Annotated in this window: 12 protein-coding genes; 7 read left to right on the top strand and 5 right to left on the bottom strand. The window is 42.4% G+C overall.

All coding sequences use genetic code 11. The features are described from left to right. Window positions 1-38: 38 nt before the first annotated feature. Window positions 39-1,058, bottom strand: coding sequence for a metallophosphoesterase family protein (locus tag D3P12_RS12405; protein WP_118195949.1), 1,020 nt, complete (start codon window positions 1,056-1,058; stop codon window positions 39-41). A 114-nt stretch (window positions 1,059-1,172) separates the two neighbouring features. Next, window positions 1,173-1,997: a S41 family peptidase gene (locus D3P12_RS12400; protein WP_157970342.1), complete on the bottom strand. Its 825-nt coding sequence runs from the start codon at window positions 1,995-1,997 to the stop codon at window positions 1,173-1,175. A gap of 214 nt (window positions 1,998-2,211) precedes the next feature. On the opposite strand from D3P12_RS12400, the gene D3P12_RS12395 reads away from it, so the two are divergent. Then, window positions 2,212-2,541 (top strand): ArsR/SmtB family transcription factor, encoded by a 330-nt coding sequence (locus D3P12_RS12395; RefSeq protein WP_118195945.1) that lies wholly within the window; start codon window positions 2,212-2,214, stop codon window positions 2,539-2,541. A gap of 12 nt (window positions 2,542-2,553) precedes the next feature. Then, the gene (locus D3P12_RS12390; RefSeq protein WP_118195943.1) at window positions 2,554-3,027 is read left to right on the top strand and encodes a DUF6428 family protein; all 474 of its coding nucleotides are present in this window, start codon (window positions 2,554-2,556) and stop codon (window positions 3,025-3,027) included. A gap of 76 nt (window positions 3,028-3,103) precedes the next feature. On the opposite strand, the gene D3P12_RS15820 is transcribed toward D3P12_RS12390, so the two are convergent. Together D3P12_RS15820 and D3P12_RS12380 are read right to left on the bottom strand one after the other, a co-directional pair. Further along, window positions 3,104-3,337 (bottom strand): Txe/YoeB family addiction module toxin, encoded by a 234-nt coding sequence (locus D3P12_RS15820; RefSeq protein WP_118197098.1) that lies wholly within the window; start codon window positions 3,335-3,337, stop codon window positions 3,104-3,106. A gap of 36 nt (window positions 3,338-3,373) precedes the next feature. Beyond that, a complete protein-coding gene (locus tag D3P12_RS12380) occupies window positions 3,374-3,634 on the bottom strand; it encodes a hypothetical protein (protein WP_118195941.1) in 261 nt (86 codons plus the stop codon). 219 nt (window positions 3,635-3,853) lie between these two features. Between D3P12_RS12380 and D3P12_RS12375 the strand changes: the two genes are divergently transcribed. Beyond that, window positions 3,854-4,099, top strand: coding sequence for a DUF6364 family protein (locus tag D3P12_RS12375; RefSeq protein ID WP_118195939.1), 246 nt, complete (start codon window positions 3,854-3,856; stop codon window positions 4,097-4,099). Beyond that, window positions 4,099-4,512 (top strand): type II toxin-antitoxin system VapC family toxin, encoded by a 414-nt coding sequence (locus D3P12_RS12370; RefSeq protein WP_118195937.1) that lies wholly within the window; start codon window positions 4,099-4,101, stop codon window positions 4,510-4,512. Before D3P12_RS12375 ends, D3P12_RS12370 begins: the two co-directional genes overlap by 1 nt. 20 nt (window positions 4,513-4,532) lie before the next feature. On the opposite strand, the gene D3P12_RS12365 is transcribed toward D3P12_RS12370, so the two are convergent. Beyond that, a complete protein-coding gene (locus D3P12_RS12365) occupies window positions 4,533-4,871 on the bottom strand; it encodes a hypothetical protein (protein ID WP_118195936.1) in 339 nt (112 codons plus the stop codon). Between the two features lie 386 nt (window positions 4,872-5,257). Here D3P12_RS12365 and D3P12_RS12360 point away from each other — a divergent pair, with 386 nt between their 5' ends. The 3 genes from D3P12_RS12360 to D3P12_RS12350 all read left to right on the top strand — a co-directional run bounded on the left by D3P12_RS12360 (window position 5,258) and on the right by D3P12_RS12350 (window position 12,807). Further along, a complete protein-coding gene (locus D3P12_RS12360; protein WP_118197097.1) occupies window positions 5,258-6,253 on the top strand; it encodes a DUF4097 family beta strand repeat-containing protein in 996 nt (331 codons plus the stop codon). A 326-nt stretch (window positions 6,254-6,579) separates the two neighbouring features. Then, window positions 6,580-9,465, top strand: coding sequence for a ligand-binding sensor domain-containing protein (locus D3P12_RS12355; RefSeq protein ID WP_118195934.1), 2,886 nt, complete (start codon window positions 6,580-6,582; stop codon window positions 9,463-9,465). 222 nt (window positions 9,466-9,687) lie between these two features. After that, window positions 9,688-12,807, top strand: a complete 3,120-nt coding sequence (locus tag D3P12_RS12350; RefSeq protein ID WP_118195932.1) for a SusC/RagA family TonB-linked outer membrane protein — start codon at window positions 9,688-9,690, stop codon at window positions 12,805-12,807. The last annotated feature ends 11 nt before the right edge of the window (window positions 12,808-12,818 follow it).

Below are 12,818 nucleotides of genomic sequence, written 5' to 3'. Positions count from 1 at the left end.
ATATACATAAAACTGTAGTTTTTAAACTGCAAAATGTTTTAGTATTCAATTATTCGCTTCACCACACCATTGAACCCTCGTATCGAATCGGGCAGAGCATCTAATGAAATTTCTGTATGATCTTCTGCTTGTATACCAGTGATCCGAGCATTTGAAACGTCATCAGTTTTGCTGATCTCAATAATCGCATAAGTCTTTTGTGCTGGATGATCGTCACCTAACAGCTGCCTTGGTCCGCCGCCTAAACAGCCGCTGTGTAATAAAGTTACTTTTTGTTTTGTGGCAGGGAAGTAGGCATGTTGATGCCCCGAGATATACATGTCGACCTTGTGGTCTTTAAGAAATTCTAATGTTTCATCCGCATTGTCCAATACCTCACCCGGTTTGTTTTTTGATGCAACAATTGCGTAAAGAGGCAGATGTCCTAATACGATGCGTCCTTTTGCCTTACGAGCAATTTTAGAGGACAGCTGCTGTTCCATCCATATTTTCACCTCTGCTGATATCTGCGCTGAGGAAGCATCCCAACTAATGAAAAAGATATTGTTTTTAATATAAGAAAAGAAGTAGGGGAAGTGTTTGTCGTCAACAAAGGTCAGGTTTACCTTGTCTTTGTTGGCTACCCAAAAATCAGACGCTGCAGCGCGGTCTTTATGGTAATTAGGAGAAGCATCATGATTGCCGACAGTGAAGCCGAAAGGCTTATCCAGTTTATAAATAGGTGTCAAGACAGAAGAGTCGAATCCATTCCACATTGCATTAATTTCAGACCTTGATAAGGATGCTTTTTGTCCGGCTACCATATCGCCGCCGCATAGAATAATATCGGGATTGATCTCTTCAATTTTACCAATTACGTCATGAACTTCCTCGCTATAAGTCACCGATCCATAGCTATCATTCAGATCGGAAATCAACAATATTTTTAAATTGCGATCTTTTTGTTCTTTTCGTATTTCCTTAGTAGAGGGGTAATGGGTTTGAGCTAATAAACTGCTGCTAGAAGTCGAGACAAGGAATAAAGCGATTGATAGAATAAAGGTTCGAGAGTTCGTCATCCCCACAAATTTAAGCAAATTAAAGATGTTTCATGTCTTTACATAAGTTCAGCCAGCAATTAGGTCGGATTCCTACGTTTAATAAAAATCTTAAGTTCATTTAGAAACAACGATTTATTTATTATCTCCGGTTAATTCCAGAATTGCAGCTTCTAATACAGGATCTCGGCCATTCCTGACATCAGATACTGTTGGAGCAACAGATATGTCTGGTATGACTCCCTTGCCTACAAAATCTTCACCATTTCCAAACATGTCCCGCTTCGTACAGATACGAGCGGTTAAATTTCCGGGTAAGGAAATCGTTAAAGGCTGTCCGGTACTGCCTCCTGTTGCTTCGCCAATTAACAATCCTCTGTTGAGAGATCTGAATGCCCCGACAAAATCTTCAGCGGCTGAAAATGTTCTAACGCTAGTTAGTACGATTACTGGCTTGTCATAAATAAATTCACCGTTCGGATTCAGCGTGTTTTGGCCACCGTAAGTTTCCTGTTTCCGTCCCCAGGCTCGAAATGCTGGTTTATAGACTCTCGTATACCACTTATGGATCGTCTGAGGCTGTTGAATAAGGTAACGGAGGGCTCTCAAAGGTGTAGTGCCGCCCCCATTGTTCCGGATATCAAAGATGATGGCTTTAGATTTTGAGATTTCTTCGAAATGTGTGATAAATGCGTTTTCAGCAGAATCAGTAGAAAATGAATTAAATACCACATAGGCAATGCTGTCGGCCAATATTTTATATTCAAATGCAGGTATCACCAATTTCTTAGAACGCATTTCTGATTTTACTCGATAAACAGTATGTTTTTTCGTCTTTCCTTGCGAATCCCGTAATAATAATTGAATCGGTTCTTTAATCGAACCTGCGAATAGACCATAGTCATAGGTGCGAACATTCATATCCTGACCCAAAGCTACTTTGAACTGCGCCCCCGCCAATTCCTTATTTCAACTTCTTTTCGGTTTTGATGATTTACTCAATACGCTAATAGGTCGAAATATTTCATAGAAAATTTAATGAAATTATGATCGCAATAACATACACTAAGTTACGAAATGATACTCTATTAATAGAGAGATCCACATGCAATCTCAAAAAAATGTTTTAGAATAAATTTTATTATCGTAATATTGCGATTATAAAACATCCATCATGGGAATTACCAAGACCGAGATCTTCACGAATGATCAGAACAAAATCGCTTCGCTTTTCAAAGTTCTAGGTCATCCAGCTCGAGTAGCAATCCTTCAACACATTATTAATCAGCATAAATGTATCTGCAACGATCTTGTCGATGAACTGGGTTTAGCGCAGGCAACTATTTCCCAGCATCTGAAAGAGCTGAAGTCGATCGGCATTATTAAGGGAACGATAGAAGGAAAGTCGGTATGTTATTGCATTGATGAGCATGTCTGGGAGCAAATAAAAAACGAATTTCATACATTCTTTGAGCAGGATGTTACGGTTAAATCCTGCTGCTAAAATATCTCTATTATGAAACTATCAGAAATCAAAAAAATTTTACCGACATTGGAAAATGTCGAGTTCCAACTAGAAAACGGATCTTTTGTTCCGGAGCATTTTCACGTTACTGAAGTTGGACAGATAAGCAAAAAGTTTATTGACTGCGGCGGCGTTGTCCGTGATGAGAAAGTTGTCAACTTTCAATTGTGGAACGCTAATGACCTTGAACACCGCTTAAAACCAGGTAAACTTCTGAACATCATCGAGCTATCAGAAGATAAATTAGGAATCGAAGACGCTGAAATAGAAGTGGAGTATCAAGCGGAAACGATCGGTAAGTACGATTTAGAGTTTAACGGTAAACATTTCATTCTTAAGAATAAGCAAACTGCTTGTTTAGCTGAAGATGCTTGTGGCGTTCCCCCAATTGAGTCAAGCGAAAAACCAAAGATTCAATTGGTGTCGATCGGTAATTCTTGTACTCCGGGGTCAGGCTGTTGTTAGTTTGGCCTTTTGCTGTTTTTCGTCGTTTACAAAAGTAAATTGCGATATTTTGGACTATGGCATGGCTTTGTAGGGTTTATTTGTCTTTATAGTGTCCACGTGCGGCTACAACGATAACTGTAATGCTTTCGTCATCGATCGCGTAAACTAACCTATGTTTATCTGTAATCTTACGCGCATAGGGGCCAGCTAAACCATATTTCTTAAGTGAGGGTTTGCCTCGGCCAGTTTTCGGATGCTCAGCTAATTCTTTTATAAGTGATGTTGCCTTCTTATAAGCTTGCGGCTCAGACCTTTTTAGCGCTTTTATCTAGGTCAGCATTCGGAGATATAATAACGGTATACATTACAAACTATCGAAATAGGCGTCTAAATCTTCTTTGGTTTTTATTGTAATACCTTTCCCTTCCTTGACTTCTTGCTCTGAATCCTTGATTCGCTGAACCATCTTAGGGGTGAAATACATATCATCGTCTGATACGGGGGTTAAAACGTAAGCTTGTTTGCCGCCTCTTTTTATAACCACTTTTTCACCTTTATCTGCCATGTCGAAAAAGTCCTTTTGACGTTCTCTAAACTGTCTGCTAGTTGTCTCTATGATGCCCATTGTGTACACGTTTTGGTACACAAATATACAAATATTTGAATATCAAATCAAAATAGCACGGGAATAGCTGATTTCAGAGCTACTATTGTATCAGAGGTCGTTGTGTCAGATAAATAGAAAGCTTGTTTCTCAATCATATTAGACTGCGTTTACCTATTTTGCGTTATACGTAATATTTTTGTATTTTTGTACGTATAGTAAAGCGCGGATAGCAAAGATATGAACACAAAGCTGACATTAAATATTGAAAAGCACGTCATTGAGGACGCCAAAGCTTATGCTAAGATTAATAAAATAAGTTTGTCTCAACTTGTTGAAAATTATTTAAGCTCTTTAACCAGGAAAAATAAAAAAGATATCGAAGTGAGTCCGTTGGTAGAAAGCTTGACCGGGATAATTCCCAGTGACAGTGTAAATGACCATAAGGAAGATTATTATGATTATTTGAATAGAAAATACTCTTAATGGATCGCCTTTTCGTAGATACTAATATCGTAATCGATCTGCTTCAAAAGCGGGCAGAGTTTTACGAAGATGCACAGGGTTTATTTACTTTGGCGGACAAGCGGAAGGTTAAACTGTTTATTTCGTCGTTAACGATAGCGAATACACACTTTATACTTACGAAGCACTATAGTACCGACGATCTAAGGAAAGTCTTAGCCAAGTTCAAAGTCCTGGTGGAGGTATTGCTGATGGATGACAAGATAATAGATTTAGCACTCACTTCGGATTTAAGGGATTGTGAAGATGCAATTCAATATTATACTGCTATAGAAAATAATGTGGATATGATCATTACACGAAATAAAAGAGATTTTACAAGACAAAGTATCCCAATATTCACAGCAAAAGAATATCTCACAAGAAACAGGTAAAAGCTGTGTGCTATAAGCAGCTATTGTCCACAAAGACTGGTATCCTCACTAACAGTAACAATCTCTTTAACTTCAATATATGACATCTCATCCGCCTCATTCGCTTTGGGTTCTCGGATGATGCCTTTCAGTTCTACGTAAACCGGTACATAGGGGTCCTCAAAATTAAATGAAATGTATTTTTCTTCAAGTTCTTGATCAGAAATCACATACATGTTCCCCGTTGTACAGTCTTCCAACATATTGGCTTGATCACCATAAGTATATATTCCTTTAATTGTTTCGCCACCGGGGCCACATGCAGATAACGCTGCTACCATCACAATTGCCAATGCGCTAAACCAATTTCTTTGCTTCATAACGTTAAGTTTTTCATCAAATATTATTAAACCTACAAATAGAACTGCTTTTTGTTGGCTCTCGCTACACAATAATTAACGGACTTGAAATTATCTTACCATGTTCAATAATGAACGTTAGCTTGTTCGTTATCGAACACCTTGATGACTCAGACAGATATTAATTTATTGATTGTTAGGTTTTTGTAATTTTGGTACGTTTGTTTGTACTATCGTGTATGGCTTACAGAATAGCTAATATAGCAAGCCTATCTGGTTCAAGGCAATTCGAGCCGCAAAGGCCAACCCGATTAAGGCAATTGCGACAGAATAAGCAAAATCATAAAATATTTGTAACAATAAATCAATTCAATACTCAAATTATCAAAACAATTAGGTATAAACCAATGAATACCATAGCTAAACAAAGAATAATCGGCTTCGTTCTACTCGTAGTTAGTTCGACAGCCTTCGCTTTTAATACGATGAATGATGCGGTATTGATGGCGACAAAGAAATTTTCGAGCTCGCAGGTTAAAAACCTGACGATTAACACTTCGGGTGGCTCTATCGAGGTGGACGGCAACGGGGGTAGTGAAACAACGGTAGAGATGCATGTACGGCCGAATAATAATCGTAATCTATCAAAATCTGAAATTCAGGAAATTCTGGATCGTGATTATGAAATATCCATTGCCCAGAAAGGTAATACGGTTGAGGCTTTTGCTAAAAGAAAGAATCAGGGAAACTGGCGGAATGCCCTCAATATCTCTTTTCGTGTGAAGACTGGGAAAAACGTTGCCTCCAACCTGAAAACCAGCGGAGGTAGCATTCATATTGCAAATCTTGATGGTCACCAGAATTTTAAAACTAGCGGCGGTGGTCTAACGGTTAGCAACATTCGCGGTAATATTGACGGGCAAACCAGCGGCGGTAGTATCAAGGCGAATAATCTGGATGGTGATATCCACTTGTCCACATCAGGGGGTTCTATCCGGTTGGATAATCTGAGCGGAAACATTGATGTGAAAACCAGTGGTGGGAGTATCAAGGGTGATCGTATTGATGGAGCTCTCCATGCCTCAACATCGGGAGGAAGCATTGACCTGGGTAGCCTTACATGTGTCTTAGATGCTTCAACATCCGGAGGCAGTGTGACAGCCAGCCTGATGAAGTTGCCGGGCGATGTGAACTTATCAACCTCCGCCGGATCGGTTAATCTTACAATCCCGCGAAATGCAGCGGCTGATCTGAATCTAAAAGGAATGCGCGTGAACGCTAACAATCTAAATAATTTTAAAGGTACTAATAGCAAGGGTAAGCTTATCGGAAGCATGAATGGTGGCGGAAAACAAATATCCGCGTCTACCAGCGCCGGTTCGGTGAACTTGCGGGTTAATTAGTGATGTTTTATGTTTTATGTGTTAAGGAGGGGTCGTAATGGCCCCTTTTTATTTTAATCTACATTTTTTTTAATCTCCGTTATAATGTACATTCCTTTAACAGTGGTTATACAGTGGTCAAACAGTCCTTTTACCACAGCTTGAGGACAGTTAGGGGACTGTTAGAGGACTGTTTGACCACTGTTCTTCTTGAACAAGTTAATAACATTTCTTTTAGGTTAATAGGACGAAATCTCTGAAAATTCAATCCCTCGTCTGGAATGGGTTAAAATTTATATCTTTGAAATTCGTTGTTTGAGGGGTAGTTACGAAGCCAATTATACTAAATGAACCGATACTTACTGATACTTCTTCTATTAACTTCTTTTCCTGCCGTTTATGCGCAGCGAACGGTCGCCGTACCTCAGATCATTAATTACTCGAATGAGGTTTATAAGGGTGGATTGCAAAACTGGAGCATAGATCAGGATGCCAATGGGATTATGTATTTCGGGAATAACGAAGGGTTGATGGTTTTTGATGGTTATCATTGGATTCTCTATCCCTTGCCTAACAACACGATTGTGCGCTCGGTGGCGGTCGATAGTCTCAATCGCGTTTTTGTTGGCGGGCAGGATGAGTTGGGTTATTTTGAAGCCAATGAGTTTGGGGAGTTGCGTTATCATTCTTTGGTTTCGCTGATTGCGGATTCGGAAAAGGAATTTGCCGATGTCTGGCGTATCGAGGTGGTGGACGACGGGGTTTTCTTTATGACGAATAACCGGATATTCCGCTATCAAGGACAGCAGGTTACGGTCGATAAGCCCAAGGGGATGTGGCAGTTTATGGCCGAAGTTGGCGGGAGGTTGTACGCGCAGGGGCAGGGACAGGGTCTGATGTTTTTCGATGACGGCTTTTGGAAACCGCTGACTGATCACCCGGGTCTGGAAAGCTCACCGATAACGCATATGCTCCCGTATAACCGGGATACGCTGTTGGTAACTACATTAAAGAATGGTCTTTTTTATTTGGTGGGCGATCAGCTGATCAAGAAGCCGACTCAGGTGGATGATTTGCTTTCGACGAGCAGGGTGTTTTGTGCTGAGCGGATTTCTGATGAGCTCTTTGCTTTGGGTACAACTTCGTCGGGTTTGTTGGTAATGGATAAGCGTGGAAAAGTGCGACAGAAATATGTGTACGGTGAGGGATTGCAGAAAAACAATGTCCGCGATGTCTTTGTGGACCGGGATGATAATGTCTGGCTGGCATTGGACGACGGGATCGACTTTATCGCTATTAACAGTCCGATCAAATTTATTCATCCGGACGTGGACAATCCCATCAGTACCTATGCTATGCATATTTTTGAACAAAAACTCTATATAGGTACATCCAACGGTTTGTACGCTAATGATCTTACGCAAGAGAGTTTAAGGGATATCGGAATGGCGGAATCACGTTTCTCAAAGGTGCCCGGTACGGATGGTCAGGTATGGGGTTTAGATGTGGTAAATGGTGAGCTGTTGATGGGTCACGAAGATGGGGCATTTCATATTCGCGGGTATCAGGCTGAGAAAATCTATTCAACACCGGGAACCTGGCTGTTTAAGCCGGTATCACGAGTCTACCCGTCGCAGACCATCATCGCAGGAACTTATTGGGGGCTTCAGCACATCCATTATGAAAACGGTAGGTTCTCTAACCCTCAACCAGTGGAGGGTTCGAATGAATCGCTTCGTTTTATTCATTTTGACGACCGTGAGAACGCGGTATGGGTGTCGCATCCCTATCGCGGGGTATTTAAATTATTTTTATCGGACGACTGGAAAAAGGTGATTAAGCAGAAGGAGTATGGTGTTGGGGAAGGCTTGAGTTCACCGCTTAATAATTTTGTTTTCTTTATCAAAAACAGTGTTCTGGTTTCAGCAGCAGACGGCATTTACGAATACAGCCTGACTGACGATAAGCTGGTTCCTTCTGAGCTCTACAAGCCATTACAAGGCGTGCCGGTGCAGTACATGTACGAAGATCGGTTGGGCAACATCTGGTTTGTTAGTGAGAAGAAGCTGGGCTTGCTCGACTTCTCTAGGCCGACTGAAAATTCATCGTATTCAATTGTTTATTTTCCGGAATTAAATGGCAAAGTATTAGGTGGTTATGAATCGGTATATGCAGTGGATGATGACCATATTTTTGTCGGTGCCGATAAAGGCGGTATCCTGCTGAATTACAATCGCTATAAAGAGCGGACAGCAAAGCCGGATATTCTATTGCGGAACGTGAAGGCGCTAGACAATGAATTGAATGAGATGCTTCTTTTTGGCGGCTATGGGAATCTGCCAGAGGAGAATGCACGGTTGGGTTATCGCCGGAATACACTTCAGTTTGTCTTTTCAAGCACGCCTTATGATCAGCTGGGGAATGTCGAATTCAGTTACCTGATGGAAGGCCTGGACAAGAACTGGTCGGCCTGGAGCGAGCGGAGCGATAAAGAATATACCAACCTGTCGCCGGGCATGTATACCTTTCATGTAAAATCCAGAAACAGTAAGGGCAGCGAATCAGAGGTTCTTTCCTATTCGTTTTACGTACTACCTGCTTGGTATGCAAACACCTTGGCTTATATCGTTTATGCACTGGTTCTCTTAACCGTTCTCTATTACTATTATAAAATCCAAAAGAAAAAGTTGACCGCCAAGCATGAGAAGGAGATCTATCTGCATCAATTGGAACTGGATCAGCGGGAAAAAGAGGTGGTTCGGCTTCGGAATGAGAAGCTGAAGGCGGATCTGGATTTTAAAAACCGCGAACTGGTGAGCATGACTATGCATTTGGTGCAACGGGGTGAGGTACTATCAAAAATCAAAGACAAGATTGAAGAAATCAAAAAGAAGAATGGCGAAGGTGCGGAGCCCACTGGCTTTAAGCAACTGATGCGATTGGTGAAAGCTGCTGAACGGGCAGACGATGATTGGGAAAACTTTAGCATCCATTTTAATAATGCGAACGAGGGCTTCTTTGCCAAACTAAAAGAGAAACACCCGGACCTGACTTCCAATGAGCTGAAACTTTGTGCCTATCTTCGGATGAACTTGTCTTCAAAAGAGATTGCCCAACTGATGAACATCACGCTGAAAGGGGTGGAAGTTGGCCGTTATCGCCTTCGCAAAAAACTGGGAATCGACTCGGAAACGAATCTGCATAGTTATTTATTGCAATTTGTTGGAGAATAGTGTTCGGTTGTTTATAATTAACTGATATAAAGATTGATATAAATTTCATGTAGTGTTAATGTAGGGGTAATATCTGTTTGTTATCCCAGTTTGTAGGGCTATTGTAGATAGCCTAAAATCTTTCTTTTTTTCCTTTCTCTCTACTTTTATTCCAGTGCTCCACGAACTAACCTAAGGAGGAGTAGAACTAATTTTTTAAACCATGTTAACCATTTTCATTTTATGAAACAGAGATTTTTACATGTACTCATGTTATTAGGCTTGCTTTTGCCGGTACTGGAGCTTTCAGCTCAGAACTTGCAGGTAAGCGGACAGGTTGTCGCAGCGGCTGACAACAGTCCAATTCCGGGAGTCACCGTTTCTGTCAAGGGCGGGACGACTTCCACCAGCACGGATGCTGATGGGCAGTATAGCTTGACGATTGCAGCAAGCGAGGTTGTTCTGGAATTTCGCCAGCTGGGAATGCTGACAGAAGAAGTAGCTGTCAGCTCATCCGGGGTTTACAATGTGAGCCTGAGCGAAGATTTAACGGAACTTGAGCAAGTAGTGGTGGTAGGTTACGGTACGCAGAAGAAAAGCGTGGTAACTGGCGCCATTAGCAGCGTTAAAGCAGCCGATTTGGAGAGTATGCCGGTGACGCGGATTGAGCAGTCATTACAAGGGCGTACGTCGGGGCTGACGATTGCCAGTAATTCCGGGCAACCGGGTTCGGCAGCAACGATCCGCGTCCGCGGTATCACAACATTTGGTAATAACAATCCGCTTTGGGTAGTGGATGGTGTTGTGATTGATGCTGGCGGGATCAGTTACCTGAATCAGTCGGATATCGAGTCGATCGAAGTACTGAAAGATGCTTCCTCGCAAGCGATCTACGGTGCGCGAGCTGCAGCTGGTGTAATTTTGGTGACTACCAAAAAAGGTAAGGCTGGCGCGATGCGAATCAATTACAATGCTTATTATGGGACTTCAGAGCCGGCGCGGAAACTCAGCCTGCTTAACGGAACGGAGTATGCGACCCTGAGAAATGAGTCAGCTTTAGCCGCGGGAAATGCACTTCCTTTTGCAAATCCGCAGGAGTTTGGTGAGGGTACCGATTGGCAGGAGCAGATTTTCAATCGCAGTGCCCAGCGTCATAACCACGAACTGAGCCTTAGCGGTGGTAATGAGAAGTCGACCTTTTACGGATCGTTTGGATTCCTGTCTCAGGATGGTATCATCGCGACGGATATCTCGAATTTTAAACGGACGAATATCCGTCTGAATTCAGAGCACAAGATAAGCGACTGGTTGAAGGTAGGTCAGAACCTAGGGTATTCACATGAAAGAAGTCAGGGTATCGGAAATACTAACAGCGAGTTCGGCGGGCCATTATCAGCTGCCATTAATCTGGATCCGCTAACCCCGGTGGTTGAAACAAACCCCGATATTATCAATTCACCGAACCGTCCTTACGCATCGAATGCAGTTGTAAGGGATGCTTTCGGAAATCCCTATGGGATTTCTCAGTATGTTACCCAGGAGATGACGAATCCGCTTGCCTACACGCAAACACGCTTAGGAAACTACGGATGGTCGGATAATTTTGTTGGAAACGTGTATGCTGAATTGACTCCGATCGAAGGATTGACGTTCCGGTCGACTTTAGGATCGAAGTTGTCCTATTGGGGCGGTGAGAGCTTTACGCCGGTATTTTATCTGAATGCTACCAACCAGAATGCACAGAACAATTTCACCAGAGGTCGTGATAAAGGTTTCGATTGGAATCTGGAGAACACCGTATCTTATTCACGACTGATCGAAGATCACAGTTTTCAGGTTTTATTAGGTCAGGGGGCGTATTACGATAACCGTGCTACCGGTTTGAGCGTTACATATTATGATATACCGGTAGATAATTTTGACGATGCTTCATTGAATTATAATATACCGACGGATCAACGTAACTCGTACGGTTATGAAAATGCAGGACATACGGTATCATCTCTTTTTGCTCGTGTTAATTATAACTATCAGGAGAAATATCTGGTGGAAGCCCTGATCCGTCGCGACGGATCATCCCGGTTCGGATCGAATAATAAGTATGGGGTATTCCCTTCATTCTCTTTGGGTTGGGTGGCTTCGAAAGAGGACTTCCTGGCTGATGTGGATGCAATTGATATGCTAAAGTTCCGCGGTGGATACGGTGTGGTTGGTAATGACAATATCGGAGATTTCGCTTACATCTCAACAGTAGGTGGCGGACGAAATTATACCATCGGTCTGACAGATATGTATACCGTAGGCTATAGTCCGAATGCACCGTCGAACCCTGATCTGAAATGGGAAGAAACAAGCCAGGCGAATATCGGTTTTGATATGACCTTTTTGAACCGCGTGAGTGTGACGTTCGACTGGTACAATAAGAAAACTAACGGGATTCTGCAAAATCCACGTATTCCGTTCTATGTTGGCGCCATCGGCAATCCGGCTGCCAACGTAGCGGATATGAAAAATACGGGTGTGGAACTGGAGGTCGGTTACAACAACCGTTGGGGCGAAGTGGATTTCTCATTGAACGGAAATGCTTCTTATGTGCGTAACGAAGTGACCAACATCGGTGCGGGTGTAAGTTTTATCAATGGTGCGAGCTTCCAGGCTTCCAGCTACAACATCACGCGGACCATGGTGGGTCAGCCATTTAATTCATTTTATGGTTTCGAAACCATGGGTATCTTTCAGACACAAGCGGAGATCGATGCTTACACGAACGCTGACGGTGGCTTGATTCAGCCCGATGCGCGTCCGGGCGACTTTAAATGGGCGGATTTAAACAACGATGGAATGATCGACGGAGATGATAGAACCTTTATTGGTGATCCAACGCCAACCTGGGCATTTGGTTTTACGCTGAATGTAGCCTACAAAGGTTTTGATGCCGTGGTATTCGGTCAGGGTGTTGCCGGAAATAAGATTTTTCAGGGATTGAGACGACTGGACATCAACAATGCGAATTATTCGACAAAGGCATTGGGACGTTGGACAGGTGCTGGTTCGTCCAGTAGCTATCCGAGGTTAAGTGATAATGACCCGAACAATAACTTTGCGAATCCGTCAGACTTCTATCTGGAGGATGGTGATTTCTTCCGTCTGAAAACTTTACAACTGGGATATACGGTTCCTTCATTGTGGACCAATCAGATCGGTCTTCAGAAAGCCCGAATCTATGTGATGTCAGAAAACCTGTTTACGCTGACCAAATATTCTGGTTTTGATCCGGAAATAGGGGGCGGAATCTTAAGTATCGACCGCGGTATCTATCCGCAAGCTAGGTCGTTTATGGTTGGTCTTAACGTAACATTTTAACAAAGAACACA

Source organism: Pedobacter indicus (assembly GCF_003449035.1).
GTDB lineage: Bacteria > Bacteroidota > Bacteroidia > Sphingobacteriales > Sphingobacteriaceae > Albibacterium > Albibacterium indicum.
The sequence above is the reverse complement of the archived record's forward strand: the minus strand, read 5'-3'. Positions and strand labels throughout refer to the sequence as shown.

What these genes read in the sequence shown, in the direction of transcription:
- D3P12_RS12390 (WP_118195943.1), top strand. Translation starts at nt 2,554, where the DNA reads ATGAAACTATCAGAAATCAAAAAAATTTTACCGACATTGGAAAATGTC.
- D3P12_RS12405 (WP_118195949.1), bottom strand. Translation starts at nt 1,058, where the DNA reads ATGACGAACTCTCGAACCTTTATTCTATCAATCGCTTTATTCCTTGTC.
- D3P12_RS12365 (WP_118195936.1), bottom strand. Translation starts at nt 4,871, where the DNA reads ATGAAGCAAAGAAATTGGTTTAGCGCATTGGCAATTGTGATGGTAGCA.
- D3P12_RS12355 (WP_118195934.1), top strand. Translation starts at nt 6,580, where the DNA reads ATGAACCGATACTTACTGATACTTCTTCTATTAACTTCTTTTCCTGCC.
- D3P12_RS12360 (WP_118197097.1), top strand. Translation starts at nt 5,258, where the DNA reads ATGAATACCATAGCTAAACAAAGAATAATCGGCTTCGTTCTACTCGTA.
- D3P12_RS12350 (WP_118195932.1), top strand. Translation starts at nt 9,688, where the DNA reads ATGAAACAGAGATTTTTACATGTACTCATGTTATTAGGCTTGCTTTTG.
- D3P12_RS12375 (WP_118195939.1), top strand. Translation starts at nt 3,854, where the DNA reads ATGAACACAAAGCTGACATTAAATATTGAAAAGCACGTCATTGAGGAC.
- D3P12_RS12370 (WP_118195937.1), top strand. Translation starts at nt 4,099, where the DNA reads ATGGATCGCCTTTTCGTAGATACTAATATCGTAATCGATCTGCTTCAA.
- D3P12_RS12380 (WP_118195941.1), bottom strand. Translation starts at nt 3,634, where the DNA reads ATGGGCATCATAGAGACAACTAGCAGACAGTTTAGAGAACGTCAAAAG.
- D3P12_RS12395 (WP_118195945.1), top strand. Translation starts at nt 2,212, where the DNA reads ATGGGAATTACCAAGACCGAGATCTTCACGAATGATCAGAACAAAATC.